Source organism: Anabaena sp. CCY 9402-a (assembly GCF_963920945.1).
Lineage (GTDB): Bacteria > Cyanobacteriota > Cyanobacteriia > Cyanobacteriales > Nostocaceae > Trichormus > Trichormus minutissimus.
This window is the reverse complement of the sequence record NZ_CAWUDL010000054.1, coordinates 1-20,628: the sequence shown is the minus strand read 5'-3', so window position 1 is coordinate 20,628 and position 20,628 is coordinate 1. Positions and strand designations below refer to the sequence as shown.

Sequence of the window (20,628 nt, the reverse complement as noted above, 5' to 3'; positions counted from 1 at the left end):
TGGGATTGGTGACTTGTAAGTTTTAGCGATCGCTCTCTTGTGGAAACACAGAACAAGCACTTATTGGCAATCATGACAAATCGCAAAGTTTATTTGAATCATCTTGGTTTCTTGGGAGCGATCGCACTTGGTGCTTTTTTACGTTTTTGGCATTTGGACTTAAAACCTCTGTGGATGGATGAGGTGATTACTGCCATATTTAGTTTAGGGAAAAATTATCATAATTTACCTTTGGATGTAGTTTTTCCCTTGAACCATATCCCAGATATTTTTACTTTTCAGCCTGGGGTTAGCTGTGTCCAAATCGCTAACAACATCGCTACTCAATCTACCCATCCCCCACTATTTTTTTGTGGGATGTATCGGTGGATGGAGTGGATGACACTATTAGGAAATGACTGGGTAACAAAATTGCGATCGCTACCAGCTTTATTTGGTGTAGCTGCGATCGCCGCTATTTATTGCGTGAATTGTATCGCTTTTTCAAGAACATCAGGAATTATTGCCGCATTACTAATGGCAGTATCTCCCTTTGCCGTATACCTTTCTCAAGAAGCACGACATTATACCTTCCCGATGTTTCTCATCACCTTATCATTGTTGTTAACTATGCAGATACAACGAGATATTGTACAGAATAAGATGAGATTCTGGCATTGGTTTTTATGGGTACTTATTAGTATTATTGGTTTTTATACCCACTACTTTTTTATTCTGGCTTTTATTGCTGAAATTGCCACTTTATCACTATTAATATACTGGAATAAAATTCAAAAAAATCTAACTTTATTATATTTAATAATATCTTCTACTAGTGTTTTTATTTGTTTTATACCTTGGGTATTAACAACTCTGTATCATGCTCAACGTTCAGAAACTAATTGGCTACCAACTACAGGATTTATTGCCCCTTTTTATCAAACTTTAATTAATTTGGTATTAATGATCATATCTTTACCTGTAGAAAACCAATCATTAATGATTATGGTTATTTGTGGATTATTAATGTTGATTTTTGCTATTTGGGCAGGATTAATCACCTTTAAGGGCTTAAAACATCTGTGGTTGCAAGATACAACTCACTTCGCTACATTCACACTAATCAGTTTTACTAGTTTTATATTGTTACAGTGCTTCGCCATAGCTTATTTATCAGGTAAAGATATTACTGCTATTCCCCGTTATAGTTTTGTTTACTACCCTGGTATTTGCTCTCTCCTGGCAGCCAGCATTTGTCACGGTCAAAAGACAAAAATAAACAGTGAAAAACAGACATTATTTTTTATCTTTGTTGGTGTATTAAGTAGTATTTTTGTTGTTTATAATTTAGGTTTTCAAAAGCCATTTATGCCGGAAAAAGTAGCTCTAAATATGAATTTAGAGCCATCTTTACCTCTGATGTTGGTGGTGACATATGAAAACTATCAAGATGTCGCATTAGGAATCAGTTTTGCTTTGGCATTAGAAAAAACAAGAAGTCAAACATCTGCATCAGATAGTTTTGTGGCTTTACAAAAGTCTCCTAGTTTATCTGCTGTCTGGATCAAGCTTTCACAACTGTCAGTAACCATAAAATCACAGTTAAATCTATGGATAGTCGCCCCTGGAATCAGACGGAGAGATTATCCTCAAAAGTTAATGTTATCTGGAAATAATTGTACAATCGATCCCAAAAACTATTACCGCATCGGTATTCCCTATCAACTTTACCGATGCAGTAATGGGACTCAATAGCGAAGAAACTATTGCCTATTTTTATCTTTAGAACCGAGTTTCTTGGCTTTGGGTTTATTCGTCAATTTGCCAGGAATCTTTAGTTACTTCTTCATCAAGAATTTTTCGTGGGCGGACGATGATGATAACTTTGCCTAGTATGGCGAGTTCTGGTTCTGTTTCAAACCATTGAAAATCCAACTCATCACCGTTATCAACAACAAAGTAACTCAAATCATTCCATTCTCTTTGGTTGCGATCTACAACTACTAACACAGAGCTAGCTTGAGCTAGAGTTGGGTTAGGAAAGCGATCGCTAGTTGCTAAAATTACTACTGGGTCTTCTGCACTCAATAGCACTTGCCAACCAGGTAAGGCTACCCAAGCTTGTTCACCAGCAAACTTCACTAGGCGGAATGGCTCAATTTCTTCTACTAGGGGAACTGCTTGCAGGTTTTGGGGTGTTAAAGGTAACTCACCCACGACAGGGACAATCCGGGGTAATTCGTCCTCGGAATCAAAGCGATAAAAGGGAGGAATGGGGGCGGGACGCTGGGAAACCACGGTAAAATCGACTAATAACTGTTCGATTTGTTTTCTGGCTGTTTGAGTATGAGCAAAGCGTAAACCTTTACCAATTAAACGCGATCGCTCTTGCAAATCTGTGTTTTGGCGTGCTAATTTCCAAGCTTGATAGGCTACCGCATCACCGGGATGCTCGGAAAACCCTTGTGGTAGAGTGCGGAAGCGAGCGAAATCTTTAATGGCTTTGGCTACTTCCCGCGCTTCGTCTAAATCAAGTTTATGCTGAAAAGTCAATTCAGCCGCCGCCGCCCGTTGTTCGTGGGTGAGCAACCGCAGTTCATACAAAACATCACTACCACGAGTCGCATAATGCGCTCGTGTTGCTTCTGATGTGCCGGCTTTTTCCATAGAACTATACACTTGTGAGCCAACCACTACCTGATTTTGTTGAACTGGCTCAAATCCCGTGGCTTCAAAAATGTCTTGGGGATTGTAACCAGATTTTTGCAGTGTGGCGATCGCTAATCCCCATTCCACCCAATTACCTTGTTTTTGTCTTAATTTTCGCAGTAACTCTTGAGATGAATCGTTAGCAGCATTTTCAGGATTGGGAGTGTTGGGTGGTAAGTCAGTCATAATCTAAAATTTCAGCTTCTACTTGAGAGGCTAAGTTGATACCGCATTAGTGAATCTTATTGTAATCTTTATCAGCTAGCCCTGATACACTCTACCGTTAGATAAAATTTTGCGTTACAAATAATACACATCAGCACTCACAAAAACTATCTCCGTAGTTTTCCGCAAGGCTTGATAGAAATAATCTACTAAGCTTGGTAAAAATGTAGGGCTATAAATAATTTTTACAGGTAATATCTATGGCTGACATCATTTCCGATATCCAGACAAATCATCGACAAATGGCAACTTTAGAAAGACCTAAAAAGCTCAAAATCTTAGTAGTTGATGACGAACCAGATAACTTAGATTTGCTTTATCGTACCTTTCGCCGAGATTTTAATGTCCTCAAAGCTGACAGTGGCATCAATGCCTTAGAAGTATTGGCTCTAGAAGGAGAAGTGGCGGTAATTATCTCCGACCAACGGATGCCAGAAATGAAGGGTACGGAGTTTCTCAGTAAAACTGTACCACAATTTCCCGATACAGTGCGGATAATTCTCACGGGATTTACTGATATTGAAGACTTGGTAGAAGCCATTAATGCCGGACAGGTATATAAATATATTACTAAGCCTTGGGATCCTGGTGAACTCAAAGCCGTTGTGCAAAGGGCAGCAGAAACCTATGACTTGCTCAAGCAACGCACAGAAGAACTACGCCGTGCTAATGCTCAAATGTCACTGCTAACTGTTTTGGTACAGGTAACTCAAGCCGCCCAAAATTTAGAAGCGATTCTCACACCTATCGCTACAGCTTTTTGTGATAGTTTTGCAGCTGATGCCTGTATTTTACAACTGCTAGAAAATCAAATATTGACAGCCACCCAAGGACTTTACTTTGCCGATGGTAGTATCCCAAATTGGTTGGGGCAAGACCCATTGGCAAGTGAAGCGATCGCCACTGGTAAAGTCCAAGTTTCCTTGAATGTTGCCAAAGACTCAAAACTGAAGGGTGTGACTCATTACCAAGAAAGCGGTATTCAAGCTCATTTAGTCATCCCCGTTACCTACCGAAATGAAATGTTGGGGGTGTTATCCCTCCAGTGGAAACAACCAAGCTTTTTAAGAGAAGATGAACTCAACCTGATTCATCTATCAGCTGAACTAGTAGCGATCGCCCTAACTAGCACTCACTGCCATCAAGCAAAAATTTAAACTACGAACTCAATTGTGTAGCCAAAGTTGGACGGTGCTGAATCCAAGGGTTAGCAGCTTCTAGTTGGGCTGCGAGGCTAATGATGGTAGCTTCGTCTGCCGGTTTGCCAACAAGCTGCACACTCATAGGTAAACCATGACTATCAAACCCTACAGGTAAAGCGATCGCTGGTTGTCCGGTAGCATTAGCCGGTGGACAAGGGGCAACCCAATTGACAATTTGTTGAAATGTATCTTCAGGACTCAAAGCTGCCCATTCCCCCACCCTGATAGGAGAGTGCAAATAAACAGGCAATAGTAATACATCTATAGTGTCAAAAAAGGATACAATTTGCCGCGCTACGATCTGCATGGCATAAACTGCTTGGATATATTCCCCAACAGTTCCCGTTCTTGCCAATAGCCAACGGTTCACAGGCTGCAATACCTCAGCAGGTAATCCTGCACCGGCAATTCCCGATTGCCAGACAACTTTAAACGGTTCAACTAAGGCACTGAAATCGGGAAATTTTTGCTCAACTTGATGACCGAGTTGTTCTAATAATTTTACTGTCTGCAACACAGCCTGTTGACAATTAGCATCAGCTTCACCTAAGGGAGGAATACCAGTAGCAAAGCCAATTCGCTTCCTCCCTGGATTAGTTTGGGCAGCAGTCAAAAATGATGGTTCTGGATCGGGTAGCCAGTAAGGATCACCTGTGACGTAGCCAGACATAGTATCTAACATAGCTGCCGCATCCGCCACAGTTCGGGCGAGAGGGCCATTGGCAGAAATGCCTGCTAGGCGATCGCCTACTGGTGCTTTACTAACTCTACCTCGTGCCGGTTTGATCCCTACTAAGCCACAACAAGCCGCAGGCCCACGAATTGAACCACCACCGTCAGAACCTTGGGCGATCGCACATAATCCGGCGGCGACTGCGGCAGCTGCCCCACCACTAGAACCGCCGGGAGTATATTCTAAATTCCAAGGGTTTCTAGCGGGGGCAAATCCTGTAGGTTCAGTATAAGGAAACGAACCTAGTTCCGAAGTGGCTGTTTTGCCGAGGATAATAAAGCCACCTTGTTTAATGCGTGTGACAACCCCATCATCAAATGCGGGGATGTTATTCAGTAATGCTGGACTCCCATAGGTACAAGGTACACCCGCCACGGCGTTGAGGTCTTTAATGGAAATTGGTACACCAAAAAATGGTGGTAGTGCTGTAGTTTTGGTTAATAATTCTGTCTTAGCTTTAGCATCAGCGATCGCTAAATCTGCCGTCACTGTAAAATAACTGCCCAACTGAGGGTTCAACTGCTGAATCCGGTTTAAATATATTTCTACTAACTCTAAGGGTGATACTTCCCGCCGTCGGATTAATTTTGCTAACTCTAGTGCTGGAGTAAAGGCTAAATCAGTCTCATTCATAATGTTGGGGACTGGAGATTGGGGACTGGGAACTGGGAATTGGGGAGTAACTAATGACTAATAACTATTGACCCATTTCCCTAACGGAGTTGTTACTTTAGCAGAATTTCTGGGAACTATAAATCTATCGTTTTTGTGATTTAACAAATTATTACTGGTACTTGCTTATAACTACGACAGGCAAAAATACTCATCTCACAAAAAGTCTATGGATTTATCAAGGTCTTCTGGAATTTGCTGCCAGATTACCATGAGCAGAGTTCGCAGTAAAGGATAAATCAGGAGTCAGAATTGAGAATCCATAATCCAGAAGGCTGCGCCTATATGCTGAATTCTTCTTAATAAATTTTGTAAATCCCCAAGAGATATTTATGACTGATATAGAAGCACTTATTAATGAATTGCCACAAATCGTTTATAAACTGAAACTGACTATTGGTAATTCTCAGGATATGATGCAACAGGTTGTCCTGATTAATCATGCTCAGGAACAACTCCGCAATATTCAACAAGCGATCGCTCAAGAATTATGCTCTGTCATAAGTAAAGGTCATAGTAATACTATCAATACACTATCTCTTGCTGTTAAAAGTCTGGCGATACCAACTGTTTTACAAGTCAATCCTGCGATTACTGGCAACTCAGGATTAATTACAGAAAAGTTTGGCAATCCAGAAACGGAGATATCTTTAATTAGTTTACAGTCAAAAATTAATTGCTGGCTAGAATGGGGTGATTTATTGCAGTCGATCGCCGCAGATATTTTAGGCGATGCTAGCTTAGTCAATCAAATAAATTTAAATATTAATTATCCCAGCTTGCCCATTCAAATTATAGAAATTGAAAATAGATTAAATATTGAGAAATTAAATAATCATAAACTTTCACACAGGCAAATGCTCAATATTGAAGAGGATTTGTCAAATTTACAAAATAGATTAAATTTAGTCAAAAATACTATTCAAAATACCCAAAGTCTCTTAACAATAATGATAGCCTTATCATCATTCTGTGGTAAATCTGGATTCGCTATAGAATGGTTAGATGATGCTCACGAATTAATTATTTCTAGTAATGATAATTTTCAGGAATTGACAGAAATCCTGAATGAATGTGATATATATGAAGATAAAATTAATGGTTTTAAAATTAAAATCGAAGAAATTAAACACAAAAAAAATCAATCAATAAATAATAAAAATCACGCAACAAAGCAGAAATATAATTTATCATCCTCTAAAGTTATACGCAAGAGTTTATTAATTTTCTCTGGCTTAACTATTTTAGGTTTTGGTGGATGGCTTGCGAAAGGTCAGCTCATCCAAATTCACGAAATTGGTTTGAATTTATATCAAGAGAATATTGCTGCAAGCAATTTTAAAGCAGCTTTAAAACTGGGAATTGAGGCTTCTGCTATCGCTCAAAAACCTCCTCATGCACTTACAGTATGGCAACAAGCAGCATCTAAATGGCAAGAGGCAATTAATTTGTTACAAAGTATTCCTGAAGGAACATCTGTATCTGTTATAGCGCAGGAAAAACTGGTTCGTTATCGGCTTAATTATATTGCTATAACTAAAAGAGCTATCACAGAAAAGAAAGCTGTATCTAACTTAGAATTAGCAGAAAAACTAGCGACAGAAGCTAAGTTTTTTATGGAAACTTCACCTAATTCATTAACAGCTTGGCAACAAGCAAAAGACAAATGGCAAAAGTCAATTAAAATCTTAGAATCTATTCCCAAAAGTAGTTCTGTTTATGGACAGGCTCAATCAATACTACCTCATTATAAAACCAATTATGCTGCGATTAATGCCATCATGCAAAATAGAATTCAATCTGTGAATTAAATTGGGAATCGTTAAAAATTACGAATTATTACCGTTGATTAAATAGTAAAAATACTGTTTGCAATGACCCAACGACAAAACCTAAAATTCCCCCTAAAGTGACAATTGCCTGCAACTCATTTTTGACAATTCCTTCAATGGCATTTTCTAAATCAGCAGGTGATGTTGATTTTACCCGGTCAACAATTACTTGATCTATTGATAAAATAGGGATTATTTGGGCTACAATTTTTTCTAAATCTTTTTCTAAATATCTTTCTAAAATCAATGCCAATTCTTGACTGACCACTTCTAACGAATTTATAACTACAGGTGAGTTACTCAGGCGATTTAATAGTAATTTAGCAATATTTTCCCAATTTACAGACTCAGTTAATCCTTGCAGTAATTCACTACCACTTGTTTGAACGTACTGGCGGACTGTTTCTCGTGTGGTTTTTCGCAGTTGGCGGACTGTACCAATGGGTAAGTTTTGCAATGACAGATTTTGCAGAGTTTTTTTGAGGCGATCTCGCATCTGTAAATCTTGAATTAATTCCTGTAACCTAGCATTAGTGGCTTCTTTTTCATCTAAGCAGAAAGTCCGTAGCCGCGTGAGAGTGTTCCGCAAACCAAATAGATTCGCTACTACCCAATAAGTACCACTGGTTTTTTCTCGAAAGCTTTCATCAATAATTTGAATTGTGCGATCGGTTAAAAAATCTATAATTGCCTGCCTCAACATATCTGGTGGCAAAACTACTTCCAAAAACCAATCAGCCAATCGAGTAGCCTGTTCTTCACTCAGTTGTAATTCTAGTAATATTTGGTCAAAAATTTGATTAATTTGTGCTTCTAAAAAGTCTTCCTGTCTTGCTAGCACCTTCAAAAGACGCGGTAAAGATTCTCCTAACAAATCACGCAGAATCCCCGCGACAATTTTAGTAGTTTTCTGATTTTTATCGGCTTTAATTTGATCTATAGCCAGTCGCAATAGCCAAAGAATTGCTGACTCTACTCGTTCTGTTTCTAATAACCTACGTGCCAGTTTTTGTAACTCATCGGGTGTCAGCAGCGACCCCATGATTGTATCAGAAATATTTTTTGCCAACCGTTCTTGATTCGCAGGAATCAATCCAGGGGTAAATGGTATTCTCCGTCCGGCAATATAAATTGCTCTGTAGGGACGAAATAACATTTTGATGGCTATGTCATTTGTGAAATAGCCAATAATTGCACCCAATACAGGGGGAGATACATAAAGTAAAAGATGAGACCAATCCACAGTTTTTTGGATGAATAATGAGGAATGGGGACTGGGAATTTTAGATTTTGGATTTTGGATTTTGGATTTTAGATTAAACCCCAATCCAAAATCCACTCATTGAGTCGCCCAATGCCCAATTACCTATTTAATAATTACCAATATTCCCATCATACCGTTCGCGATGGGGTAGTGTGTGGCTGAGGTAAAACCAACTTGGTAGGCTAACTCTACTTGCTCACTCCCTTGGGGAAAGCGATCTAAACTGGGGCTGATGTAGGCATATTCTTCTTTCATACCCATATGCTCGGCCATCGGCACAACTATATGATCTAAATACCATTGCTGAAAGGTACGGAATTGGTGATTTGTAGGGCGATGAAAGTCTAAAATGGCTGCCCGCGTGCTAGGTTTGAGGACACGGTGTAATTCTTGCAGACTACGACGAATATCAGTTACATTTCTTAAACCATAGCCCATTGTTGCGGCATCAAACTGATTGTCATCAAAGGGTAAATTCAGTACATCTGCTTCTATCCAAGAGAGGGCAAATTGGGGGTAATGTATTTGAGAGCGTTCTTTTGCAGTTGTTAACAGGTTGCAGGAAAAGTCTACTCCGTAAATTTTCCCCGTTGTTCCTGCACGCCTGGCTAAACTTAAGGCTAAATCACCACTCCCACAACATAAGTCGAGGCAAGTATCTCCAGGTTTAGCCGCACTCCATTTGATAGCCATTTCTTTCCATATGCGGTGTTGTCCCAGGCTTAACCAATCATTAAACTGGTCGTACACTGGGGCAATACGGTCAAAAATAGCCCGGATTTCGTTACTCATTAGTCATTCGTCAATGGTCATTAGTTATTTTATATCTTGTGCCTAAGCCTGGCGATTAATCACGTCAATACTTCCCATATCCCCATTTTCTCATGCAAGCCTCCCTAGAACAAGTTGCCCAAATTAATGTGCTTGCTGGTTTACCACTCGCAGATCAGGTAAGTTTACAACGCCATACCCTAGTGCAAAGCTACAGCAAAGGGGAGATTATTCTCCATGAGGGCGATCGCCTACCTGCAAAATTGTATGCTGTGGTCAGTGGTACAATTCAAATCACCAAAACTGCGACCACAGGTAAAGAAACCATTCTACGGAATTTAGCAGATGGAGAAATTTTTGCTGCGCCAGCTTTGTTAGGAAATGGTACTTCTCCAGCCACTGTTATGGCTGAGTCTGATTGTGAAATACTCACTGTTGAAAGGGATGCCTTATTAAAGGCAATTCAACAGCAGCCTGATATTGCTATCAGAATGTTGGTAGTTTTGAATAATCGAATTCAGCTACTTCATGAAACCGTTCATGGTTTGGTTTCAGAACAGGCAACCATTCGCCTGGTGAGGCTAATTTTATATTTTGCGGATAAATCTGGGACTGTATCCACCCCTCAAGGTGAATCTTTAAAAACAGAATTATCTTACTATCGTATGGCGCGGAGTGTTGGTATTGCCTATGAAGAGTGTCTGCGGTTAATTAAAAGTCTCAAGTCTGTAATTACTTACAGTCGAGGGGGGAAAATTATAATTATTGATCGTCAGAAATTAGAGGCGATCGCTTCTGGTGCAGTGTCATTTGAAAATATTTAAATTTTATAAAATAAATTTGTCTTTTTAAAAATTTGGGCTATATTTATCATGCTAAAAATTTACTAGCACCTAATTTTTACGTTGTCGCCATTGCCCACAGTAGAATTATTGAGAATGGTGCAAGATATGAACATATCTATCTCGTTCACGAGCCGCGACAACTAAAACTAAGCATAGAGCTGCGATCGCTTTTTGCCATTGTTGTTTTACCTGCACATCTTCTACACCATCAAACAACCCCACTAAGCGAGGGATAGCAGCCTCTAAAGCCAGACGAGGTACTGGACGATGTAAATCAACTAAGTTCATCAAACTTTCCTGGCGATTTACAAAACCAATCACCCATGTAGTCGTGTGATTTGGACTATCAGGAACACGTTTTACTCCCAACTCATTTTTGAGCCAGTTGTAAAAAGATGGTAGTTCCTGCGCTAAAACTGCTCCTGCTGTGGGTAAGGTTTGTTTGAGTAAATTGATGTCTAAACTTTCTAGTTCTCGTTCCAATTCAGGAGATACCAGCACTTCAGTTAATGGTTTAGCCATAATCACATCTAACTGAGTTGAGGAAAGGTCTAAATGTTGGGCAAAAGTCGTCAGTAGTGATTGCATTTTGCAAAACTCCCAAAATAATTATTAGCTATCGGCTGCTTTCTCAGAAAGAGTAAGTAGAAATGTGAGATTTTCTTCAGCTTTTAAAGCATGAGGCGCATTAGCAGGCATCAAAATAAAAACGCCAGGTTCTAAAGCAATTTTTTCTCCTGATAATGTGATTAACCCTCTGCCATCAAGCACATTTATAGTTGCATTGCGAGTTGATGTATGTTCAGATATTTCAGCATTAGCAGCTAGACAAAATAGAGTATATTGACAAGCTTTGTCTTGAAAGATAACTTTGCTGAGAATTCCCGCACTGGGATATTCAATCTGTTGTTGTAGTTGAGTTACAAAAGATTGATGAGTGATAATTTGAGAAGTCATAATTTTGAGAATGGGTAATGACGAGAAATTTCAATTAGCAACAGCAGACAAAATTATGTAGCCTAATTCATCATGATATTGATGAAATATCCGGTGCATTTCTAAAACTCTTTTACGGATAGATATTTGCCTCAAAACATTCCAAAAAATCCGTAATGTATTGAAAAAGCCTTCATCTTGAACAATCTGCTTTAAGTTCAATAAATTCATCGAACCTGTTTGATGTTTCGCTATTTTTAATCCAGAAGTGGCAAAAACATCCATCCAGTTATTTTCTGAAAGTGGTGTAGAATTAACTTTAATAACTCTGGCTAAATCCGTGTGTATTTCTGCTTCTTTACCACGAGCTAATAATTCATGGGAGAGAAATTTACCCCCCGGTTTTAATCTTTTATGAATTTCTGTTAATAGCTTGATCTTTCCTATAGGAGATTGCATGGTAAGAATAGCTTCTGCTAAAACATAGTCAAATTCTCCCAAGGTGTCATTTAAATGAAAAATATCGCCTTGAATAATTTTGATTTGATTTTCTAAACCAGCAGCCCGGATATTAGCACAAGCTGTAGCTACACTCTCAGGATTTTGTTCTATTCCTAATACTTTAACATTGTAATGTTGAACCAGATAAATTGCACTATAACCAAAGCTAGAAGCTAATTCTAAAACTGTTGCGCCTGGTTGAAAATTAGCCCACTGCAATAATGTTTCTGTAGCTATTCTGCCACCGGGACGCAGATATTTTTTACCTGCGGCTGCTAGAACTTGGTGTCCGCTAGCTGTTTGCAAATTTAGGGTAGTATTGGTCATTTATTTGACCCCTGAAACTTATCTATCCCTAATATGCCAGGAATTTATTATCTCGTCTTTGAGCTACCTCAAAGAAGGAAGATTAAATTGCTTTTAAGAAATACAGGTGATAGGTGACAGGTGACAGGTGACAGTGAAGAGGGAAGTAATTTTAGGGTGGGCAATGCTAACGAGGGGAAATAAGTGCTTCAGCTAATTTTCAGGATTGCCCACCTGACAAAACTTACAAGAAAAAACCCGGATTTCTCACCAATTATTGTCACCTCAGTCCAGAGTCCGTAGGGGCGGGTTGAGCGAAATATTCGTGAATGATTCGAGCATATCTGTGAACCCGCCCCTACTGTTTGTGAGAAATGCGGGAAAACTGGTACAAGATTTCAGATTACTTACATTTTGACCCTTGCGGAGTCGCATCAGGGTAGAAAGTAACAATCGCCTGATTTTTTCTTACAAAAACACTAGGAAAAGTTTTGCCTGTGTCCTCGTCACGCACGTTGTAAATACAAGCCCCTTCTGTATTTTTTTGTCTTTTAAATGCGAGGGTTGCATCGACAAGCATTTCTTCAGCGTTGCTGAGGTAGCTGTAACCTTTGATGACATCTTTTATTGTCTGATTACCTTGCTTAATAACTACACCCATTGTATAAATTACCCCAGGAACAACTTCTTCTCTCTGCCGATTATTTGGTAATCTACCGCCAATTCCTTGATTTTGAAGTTGCAAATATCTGCCGTAAAAATGCAAGCCACCAATGTCATTGGCGTTATATATTTCCCCACAAAAGATGTGTTCAAAGCCTCGACGCTTAAACCAAATATTAGTTAAGTCTTCGAGAAATTGTGTTTTACTTTTGCGTCCTGGGAATATTTCACCACCGCTAACTGTTTGCAGTTTTTGTAATACCTCTGGGTAAGAAGATAATAACTGTTGAAATTTATTCTGGCTCACTCTTGTGCCAATAGCACCACAGGTATTAAGTACAGCTTTGTCAAAAGCATTTAACTTTGGTGCTGGCGGTGTAATATCTACCTGTTGTCCTCTGGGAAAATTTACAGGAACTGGGTTATCTAAGTCATCAAAAAATGGCAATAGTTTTTGTCCTGGCTGTGCTGCAACTGGATTTTGCCAATAAAGTGGGCTAGTCAGCAATAAAACAGTAAACATCCTCAGAATTTTTTGGACTCTCAGGTTTGACATAGATTGAAATGTAGTGTTTTGCTGACAATCTAACACCAAAAAACAAAGACGCAAAGCACTTTTTAGTACATTTGCGTCTTTTTGAAGGATTTAAAAGGATTTTTTAAACTTTCTTTAACCAGCTAAACATAGCCCGTAAATCTTTACCAACTTCTTCAATGGGGTGTTCGGCTTCTTGACGACGCATGGAGGTAAATCCAGGTTTACCGGCTTGGTTTTCTAATACGAATTCCCGTGCAAATTGTCCAGATTGAATTTCGCTGAGAATCTTCTTCATTTCAGCTTTGGTTTGGGCGGTTACAATCCGTGGTCCACGAGTATAATCGCCGTATTCAGCAGTGTTAGAAATGCTATCGCGCATTGTGGCTAAACCGCCTTCAACAACCAAGTCAACAATTAGCTTAACTTCGTGTAGACATTCAAAATAAGCTAATTCTGGTTGATAACCGGCTTCTACTAAAGTTTCAAAGCCAGCTTTAATTAAGGCACTCAAACCACCGCATAATACGGCTTGTTCGCCGAACAAATCGGTTTCCGTTTCTTCGCGGAAAGTGGTTTCGAGAATGCCGGCGCGAGTCCCACCGATACCTCTAGCGTATGCCATTGCGCGATCGCGTGCTTTACCTGTGGCATCTTGATAAACTGCAAACAACGCTGGTACACCTTGACCTTGTTCATAAGTGCGTCGTACCAAATGCCCAGGGCCTTTGGGTGCAACCATCACTACGTCTACATTAGCAGGGGGTACGACCTGTCCAAAGTGAATATTAAAGCCGTGGGCAAAGGCTAAGACATCGCCTTCTTTGAGATTTGGTTCAATTTCATTTTTGTAAACCGTTTTTTGGACTTCATCGGGTAATAAAATCATGATGAAGTCAGCAGCATTGGCAGCATCTGCCACATTTTTTACAGTTAACCCAGCTGCTGTGGCTTTTTGTTCCGACTTACTACCCGGATATAGCCCCACAATTACATTCAAACCACTATCTTTCAAATTCAGGGCGTGGGCATGACCTTGAGAACCATAGCCGATAATTGCGATGGTTTTTCCAGCCAAAAGGTCTAAATTGGCATCTGAGTCATAGTACATCCGGGCCATATGAAGTCTCTCCTGTCAGCAAGCTTTGTCATGTATTGGCAGGTTTTTGATTGTACCTCAAATCATGTCACTACGGATTAACAATTAATTTTGGGGACTAATCAATTCAAAATTCAAAATTCAAAATTCAAAATTAAATAACTAGAGACTGGGGATTGGAGACTGAGGAAAAGAAAGCAGGGGAAGCAGGGGGAGAAAAATACAATGGCCACTCAGCACTCACTACTCATCACTCATCACTCATCACTCATTACTCAGCACTCATCACTCATTACTCAGCACTCATTACTCATTACTCAGCACTCATTACTCATTACTCAGCACTCATCACTCATTACTCAGCACTCACCACTCATTACTCAGCACTCTTACGTTTGCTGATCAATTTTTCTAACTTCTGCTTCAGATAGTTTCACATCTACAGCACGTATAGAGTCTTCAATGCTGTAAATCTTGCTTGCGCCGGGGATTGGTAAAATACAGGAGGACTTGGAACGCAACCAAGCCAACACAATACAGTATACTGATACGCCCTTTTGCTTGGCTAATTGTGCGATCGCTGGAATATCTTCTAAGTTTTTATGGCGACGACTACCACCAAAGGGACTCCAAGGTAAAAAAGTTAATTCTTCCTGTTCGCAATACTGCAACACGCCGTCTCTTTCTGGCTGACGTTCCCACGGGTTGTATTGATTTTGGACTGAGACAATATCTACCACCTCCCGCGCCTGTTTAATTTGTTCTACAGAAAAGTTAGAAACTCCCACAAACCGAATTAAACCATTCTGCACAGCTTCTTTAACTGGTGCGAGAGATTCTGCAACGGTGTATTGTGGGTCTGGTGAGTGATATTGCCACAAATCAATCGGTTCTTCGCCCCCCAAAGCCTCAAAACTGACGCGAATGGTTTGGCGCAGGTGTTCTGGATTCCCGTTACGTACCCAAGTCTGATTCGGACGCATTAAACCGCCTTTAGTCGCCACAATCACTTGGCTAACGTCACCTTGGTAACTGCTAAGTGCTTTGTGAATGAGTCGTTCATTGTGGTGTTTGTCTGATTCATCTTTGCAATAGGAGTCAGCAGTGTCAACGAACGTGATACCCAAATCTAAAGCCCGATGAATAACTTGAACTGATTGCGATTCAGGAGGACGGTCATATATTGACATCGGCATAGCACCCAAACCAATCGCACTGACAAAGATACCTGTTTTTCCTAGTTGTTGAGTTTCCATGCTTCTCGCTTGACTCTATAGCACCATTAACTATTTATTAGCGAGTTTAAGCTATGTTGACAATTCATCTAGAGAAGTAGGGACTGGGAAAGAGGTATTTTCTTGAGAGTAGCCACTCTAGCAGCGCACCACCCGCTAAGAATCAATTCAAAATTCAAAATTCAAAATAAAACACACACCTCCTTCCCTTCTATCCTGTCACCTGTCACCTGTCACCTGTCCCCTGTCCCCTGTCCCCTGTCACCTATCATTCTGTAGACTCAATTAACTTGAAACCCCAAGGCTTCAAAGCAGCGATCGCTATTTCTGGATTTATACCTTCATAAGCCTCCCATTCATATGGGTGTTCTTTGGGGTGTCCGTCGCCAACGTTACCTGCAACTTTGATCACCGGAAAATTCGCCACGCGATCGCGTTCCATTCCTTTGGGTACGACTAGCCGGATTTTATGACCGACGAACTTCGACACACCTGAATTAGCTACAGATTCACGGACTAAACAGATGTCACCAGCAGTCCCCCAAGTAGTTTGATAGATGTAGAGGAATGATATATAGGTATCTGGTTTGATGGATCTTTTTAGAACTTGCATTATCTGTAATCCTTACACTAAGAGAGAAAAATCATAGGAGTATCTTCTATGATTGGCTACAACTAATTTAATTTTGCAACCCCGACAAAATAAAGTTTATGGCGTTTTTATAGCAATCGTGCGGAAACTTCCCGAAGACAAAAGTATTCCCCACTCGTGATCAGCAAAGCGATCGCTGAGTTTCCTCTTACCTAGTTTACTCAAACTCTCACGAAACTCTCCCAATTGTGGAAAATAATAGATTAAGTGGAGTAACACAAAACTCACTTAGTTTGCTCATTTTCTCTTTTGAAAATATGACCCATCCTTTTCTTAAACACTTGCGTAGTCCAGATAGACCAGTGATCGTCTTCGACGGTGCAATGGGGACTAACCTCCAAACCCAAAACCTCACGGCTGAAGACTTTGGTGGGGCGGAGTATGAAGGCTGTAACGAATACCTAGTCCACACAAAACCGGAAGCCGTTGCTAAGGTTCACCGCGACTTTCTCGCTGTGGGTGCAGATGTCATCGAAACTGATACTTTCGGTGCTACATCGATTGTGTTAGCAGAATATGACTTAGCAGACCAGACTTACTACCTCAACAAAAAAGCCGCCGAATTAGCGAAAAGTGTGGCGGCGGAATTTTCCACCCCAGAGAAACCCAGGTTTGTGGCTGGTTCTATTGGCCCGACAACCAAACTACCAACCTTGGGACACATTGACTTTGATACTTTAAAAACATCTGTTGCGGAACAAGCTGAAGCCTTGTTTGATGGTGGAGTTGATTTATTTATTATCGAAACTTGCCAAGATGTGCTACAAATCAAAGCGGCGTTGAATGGAATAGAAGAAGTCTTTGCCAAAAAAGGGGAACGAATACCCCTGATGGTTTCTGTGACAATGGAAAGCATGGGGACAATGCTGGTAGGTTCAGAAATCAGTGCTGTGCTGACGATTTTAGAACCTTTCCCAATAGATATTCTGGGGCTTAACTGTGCCACTGGGCCAGATTTGATGAAACCACACATCAAATATTTATCTGAACATTCACCATTTGTGGTTTCTTGCGTTCCCAATGCGGGTTTACCGGAAAATGTTGGTGGACAAGCACACTACCGCTTAACACCAATAGAATTACGCATGGCGTTGATGCACTTTGTTGAAGATTTGGGTGTCCAAGTGATTGGGGGTTGCTGTGGGACACGTCCAGAACACATTCAACAATTGGCTCAAATTGCTCAGGAACTAAAACCAAAGGTTAGACAACCAAGTTTAGAACCAGCTGCCGCATCAATTTATTCTACTCAACCCTATGACCAAGATAATTCTTTCTTGATTGTCGGCGAACGTCTTAACGCCAGTGGTTCTAAAAAGTGCCGCGATTTGTTAAATGCGGAAGACTGGGACGGACTGGTATCAATGGCGAGGGCGCAAGTTAAGGAAGGCGCACACATCCTAGATGTCAACGTTGATTATGTAGGAAGGGACGGCGTGCGGGATATGCACGAGTTGGTTTCGCGCATTGTCAATAATGTCACACTACCTTTAATGCTTGACTCCACCGAATGGGAAAAAATGGAGGCGGGTTTAAAGGTGGCTGGAGGTAAGTGTTTGCTGAACTCCACCAACTACGAAGACGGCGAACCGCGCTTTTTAAAGGTGCTGGAAATAGCGAAGAAATACGGTGCAGGTGTCGTCATCGGCACAATTGACGAAGAAGGCATGGCGCGGACAGCCGAGAGGAAATTTCAAATTGCCCAACGTGCTTACCGCCAAGCTGTAGAGTATGGTATACCTCCCACGGAAATATTCTTTGATACTCTAGCTCTACCTATTTCTACGGGGATTGAAGAAGACCGAGAAAACGGCAAGGCTACTATTGAATCGATTCGCCGCATTCGCCAAGAATTGCCGGGATGTCACGTTATTTTAGGGGTATCGAATATATCCTTTGGTTTGAATCCAGCTTCACGAATGGTGCTAAATTCAACATTCTTGCATGAAGCCATGTTAGCAGGCATGGATGCTGCGATCGTTAGTGCTAGCAAGATTTTACCACTATCTAAAATTGAAGCCCGCCATCAAGAAGTTTGTCGTCATTTAATCTATGATGAGCGTAAATTTGAAGGTAATGTTTGTGTTTACGACCCCTTGGGAGAACTGACCAAATTATTTGAGGGTGTCAAAACCAAACGCAACGCAGGTGTTGATGAAAGCTTACCCATCGAAGAACGCCTCAAACAACATATCATCGACGGTGAACGCATCGGCTTAGAAACACAGTTAACTAAAGCCTTAGAACAATATCCCCCCTTAGAAATTATCAACACCTTCCTGCTAGATGGGATGAAAGTTGTGGGTGAGTTGTTTGGTTCGGGACAAATGCAACTACCATTTGTATTACAGTCTGCGGAAACCATGAAAGCTGCTGTAGCTTATCTTGAACCATTCATGGAAAAGTCAGAATCAGGGAATAACGCCAAAGGAACTTTTCTCATTGCTACCGTCAAAGGTGACGTTCATGATATCGGTAAAAACCTTGTAGATATCATCTTGTCTAACAACGGTTACAAGGTGATTAATCTGGGAATTAAACAACCAGTGGAAAACATTATCGAAGCTTACAACCAACACAAAGCTGATTGTATTGCTATGAGTGGCTTGTTGGTAAAATCCACCGCCTTCATGAAAGAGAACTTGCAGGTATTCAATGAAAAAGGTATTACTGTACCTGTAATTTTAGGTGGTGCGGCACTAACTCCCAAATTTGTGCATCAAGATTGTCAAAACACCTACAAAGGTAAGGTTGTTTACGGCAAAGATGCTTTCTCAGACTTGCATTTTATGGATAAATTAATGCCAGCAAAGGCATCTGGTAATTGGGATAACTTACAAGGATTCCTAGATGAAGTAGCGACTGAAGAAGCAAAAATTACTTCTGAACAACCAGAAACTAAAAAGACTTCACTCAGAACTCGGAATTTAGAACTCAGCACTGAAGTAGATACCCAACGTTCCAAAGCTGTAGCAGTAGACATAGAACGTCCCACACCACCGTTCTGGGGAACGCAACTTTTACAACCTAATGATATTCCCATCGAGGAAATATTCTGGCATTTAGACTTACAAGCCTTAATTGCTGGACAGTGGCAATTCCGCAAGCCAAAGGAACAATCTAAGGAAGAATATCAGGCTTTCTTGCATCAGAAAGTATATCCCATTTTAGAAACTTGGAAGCAGCTAATTATTGACGAAAATCTGTTGCATCCCCAGGTAATTTACGGGTATTTCCCTTGTCAGTCTGAGGGGAATACTTTGTATATCTATGAAAACAATAGCCCACAAGGGAAGGAAGTAGCTAAGTTTGAGTTTCCCCGCCAAAGGTCATCTAGAAGACTCTGCATTGCAGATTTTTTTGTCCCGAAGGAGTCAGGAATCATTGATGTTTTCCCCATGCAGGCGGTGACTGTGGGGGAAATCGCCACAGAGTACGCTCAAAAATTGTTTGCCAATAATCAATACACTGATTACCTGTATTTCCACGGTTTGGCGGTGCAAGTAGCGGAAGCAGTGGCTGAATGGACACACGCTAGAATTCGCCGTGAATTAGGATTGGGTGCATCAGAACCCGATAACATTCGGGATATATTGGCACAGCGTTATTGTGGTTCGCGGTATAGTTTTGGCTATCCGGCTTGTCCAAATATTCAAGACCAATACAAGCAATTGGAATTATTGCAGACTGACAGAATTAAATTATATATGGATGAAAGTGAGCAACTTTATCCAGAACAGTCTACAACGGCGATTATTACCTATCACCCAGTAGCGAAGTATTTCACTGCTTAATTTTGCCAATAGTTCAGTGTTAGGTAACAGCAAAAATGGGGAAAGCTTTAAATAGCTTTCCCCATTTCTTTTGACTAAAAATATAGATAAAGTACAAATTTTATGGATAAACATCGGCTCAAAAAAATTTTAATTGGTGATTTTACCTGGAAAAGATTGTTAAAATCTCTGACCTTTATATATCTATTTTTTGCTGTGTATGTTTATTTTCGGGCAGATAGTATGATTTTTTTACCTCAACCATCCAGCTATCAAGATACTAAAGATATATTGAAGCTGAAGAGTGGGGGACAAACGAAAATTTCAGCAGTGCATTTACTCAACCCTACGGCTAAATATACGATCCTTTATGCTCACGGTAATGCGGAAGATTTAGGTGATATTCAACAAGTTCTAGAAAAATTACGTAATTTGGGTTTCAATGTCTTGGCTTACGATTCGCGGTTATGGTACAAGCTCAGGAACATCCACTGAAAACCACGCTTATCAAGATATTGATACTGCTTACAATTATTTGACCCAAGATTTAAAGATACTACCACAGCACATTATTGTTTTTGGTCGTTCAGTTGGAGGTGGATCAGCAGTAGATTTGGCGGTACGGAAACCAGTTGCAGGTCTAATTAGGGCTTGCAGAATAAACAAAAAACCTAGATAAATCAAGAGATTTGGGGG

The 20,628-nt window shown here is 40.4% G+C and carries 16 protein-coding genes and 1 pseudogene; 6 read left to right on the top strand and 11 right to left on the bottom strand.

Going from position 1 to position 20,628, the window contains the following annotated elements; all coding sequences use genetic code 11:
• The first annotated feature begins 72 nt into the window (after positions 1 to 72).
• On the top strand, positions 73 to 1,734 hold the full coding sequence (locus ACM0OR_RS19060) for a hypothetical protein (protein ID WP_414578042.1): 1,662 nt from the start codon (positions 73 to 75) through the stop codon (positions 1,732 to 1,734).
• 54 nt (positions 1,735 to 1,788) lie between these two features.
• On the opposite strand, the gene ACM0OR_RS19055 is transcribed toward ACM0OR_RS19060, so the two are convergent.
• Positions 1,789 to 2,874 carry a RuBisCO accumulation factor 1 gene (locus tag ACM0OR_RS19055; RefSeq protein WP_414578040.1) on the bottom strand — a complete coding sequence of 362 codons (1,086 nt, stop codon included), beginning with the start codon at positions 2,872 to 2,874 and terminating at the stop codon, positions 1,789 to 1,791.
• A gap of 239 nt (positions 2,875 to 3,113) precedes the next feature.
• Between ACM0OR_RS19055 and ACM0OR_RS19050 the strand changes: the two genes are divergently transcribed.
• Positions 3,114 to 4,070 carry a response regulator gene (locus ACM0OR_RS19050; protein WP_414578039.1) on the top strand — a complete coding sequence of 319 codons (957 nt, stop codon included), beginning with the start codon at positions 3,114 to 3,116 and terminating at the stop codon, positions 4,068 to 4,070.
• Position 4,071: 1 nt separating this feature from the next.
• Here the strand turns inward: ACM0OR_RS19050 and ACM0OR_RS19045 are convergent, their stop codons facing one another.
• Positions 4,072 to 5,481, bottom strand: a complete 1,410-nt coding sequence (locus ACM0OR_RS19045) for an amidase (RefSeq protein WP_414578037.1) — start codon at positions 5,479 to 5,481, stop codon at positions 4,072 to 4,074.
• Between the two features lie 371 nt (positions 5,482 to 5,852).
• On the opposite strand from ACM0OR_RS19045, the gene ACM0OR_RS19040 reads away from it, so the two are divergent.
• Positions 5,853 to 7,331: a hypothetical protein gene (locus ACM0OR_RS19040; protein WP_414578035.1), complete on the top strand. Its 1,479-nt coding sequence runs from the start codon at positions 5,853 to 5,855 to the stop codon at positions 7,329 to 7,331.
• A 28-nt stretch (positions 7,332 to 7,359) separates the two neighbouring features.
• On the opposite strand, the gene ACM0OR_RS19035 is transcribed toward ACM0OR_RS19040, so the two are convergent.
• Together ACM0OR_RS19035 and ubiE are read right to left on the bottom strand one after the other, a co-directional pair.
• On the bottom strand, positions 7,360 to 8,595 hold the full coding sequence (locus tag ACM0OR_RS19035; protein ID WP_414578033.1) for a DUF445 domain-containing protein: 1,236 nt from the start codon (positions 8,593 to 8,595) through the stop codon (positions 7,360 to 7,362).
• Positions 8,596 to 8,718: 123 nt separating this feature from the next.
• Entirely contained in the window at positions 8,719 to 9,408 is a 690-nt protein-coding gene (ubiE, locus tag ACM0OR_RS19030; protein WP_414578031.1) for a bifunctional demethylmenaquinone methyltransferase/2-methoxy-6-polyprenyl-1,4-benzoquinol methylase UbiE, read from the bottom strand.
• A gap of 92 nt (positions 9,409 to 9,500) precedes the next feature.
• Between ubiE and ACM0OR_RS19025 the strand changes: the two genes are divergently transcribed.
• Entirely contained in the window at positions 9,501 to 10,211 is a 711-nt protein-coding gene (locus tag ACM0OR_RS19025; protein WP_414578029.1) for a Crp/Fnr family transcriptional regulator, read from the top strand.
• Positions 10,212 to 10,316: 105 nt separating this feature from the next.
• On the opposite strand, the gene ACM0OR_RS19020 is transcribed toward ACM0OR_RS19025, so the two are convergent.
• The 7 genes from ACM0OR_RS19020 to ACM0OR_RS18990 all read right to left on the bottom strand — a co-directional run bounded on the left by ACM0OR_RS19020 (position 10,317) and on the right by ACM0OR_RS18990 (position 16,120).
• On the bottom strand, positions 10,317 to 10,820 hold the full coding sequence (locus ACM0OR_RS19020) for a hypothetical protein (protein WP_414578028.1): 504 nt from the start codon (positions 10,818 to 10,820) through the stop codon (positions 10,317 to 10,319).
• Positions 10,821 to 10,844: 24 nt separating this feature from the next.
• Positions 10,845 to 11,189 carry a cupin domain-containing protein gene (locus ACM0OR_RS19015; protein ID WP_414578026.1) on the bottom strand — a complete coding sequence of 115 codons (345 nt, stop codon included), beginning with the start codon at positions 11,187 to 11,189 and terminating at the stop codon, positions 10,845 to 10,847.
• Between the two features lie 30 nt (positions 11,190 to 11,219).
• Entirely contained in the window at positions 11,220 to 11,996 is a 777-nt protein-coding gene (locus tag ACM0OR_RS19010) for a class I SAM-dependent methyltransferase (protein ID WP_414578025.1), read from the bottom strand.
• Positions 11,997 to 12,378: 382 nt separating this feature from the next.
• Positions 12,379 to 13,194: an EndoU domain-containing protein gene (locus tag ACM0OR_RS19005; protein WP_414578024.1), complete on the bottom strand. Its 816-nt coding sequence runs from the start codon at positions 13,192 to 13,194 to the stop codon at positions 12,379 to 12,381.
• Positions 13,195 to 13,297: 103 nt separating this feature from the next.
• Positions 13,298 to 14,293 (bottom strand): ketol-acid reductoisomerase, encoded by a 996-nt coding sequence (gene ilvC / locus ACM0OR_RS19000; protein WP_190703744.1) that lies wholly within the window; start codon positions 14,291 to 14,293, stop codon positions 13,298 to 13,300.
• Between the two features lie 368 nt (positions 14,294 to 14,661).
• Positions 14,662 to 15,528 (bottom strand): aldo/keto reductase, encoded by an 867-nt coding sequence (locus ACM0OR_RS18995; RefSeq protein WP_414578022.1) that lies wholly within the window; start codon positions 15,526 to 15,528, stop codon positions 14,662 to 14,664.
• A 247-nt stretch (positions 15,529 to 15,775) separates the two neighbouring features.
• Positions 15,776 to 16,120, bottom strand: coding sequence for a hypothetical protein (locus ACM0OR_RS18990; protein ID WP_190703748.1), 345 nt, complete (start codon positions 16,118 to 16,120; stop codon positions 15,776 to 15,778).
• Positions 16,121 to 16,416: 296 nt separating this feature from the next.
• Here ACM0OR_RS18990 and metH point away from each other — a divergent pair, with 296 nt between their 5' ends.
• Together metH and ACM0OR_RS18980 are read left to right on the top strand one after the other, a co-directional pair.
• Positions 16,417 to 19,953, top strand: coding sequence for a methionine synthase (gene metH, locus ACM0OR_RS18985; protein WP_414578020.1), 3,537 nt, complete (start codon positions 16,417 to 16,419; stop codon positions 19,951 to 19,953).
• A 102-nt stretch (positions 19,954 to 20,055) separates the two neighbouring features.
• Positions 20,056 to 20,578: pseudogene (locus ACM0OR_RS18980) on the top strand (alpha/beta hydrolase); the annotation flags it as partial.
• Positions 20,579 to 20,628 lie beyond the last annotated feature (50 nt).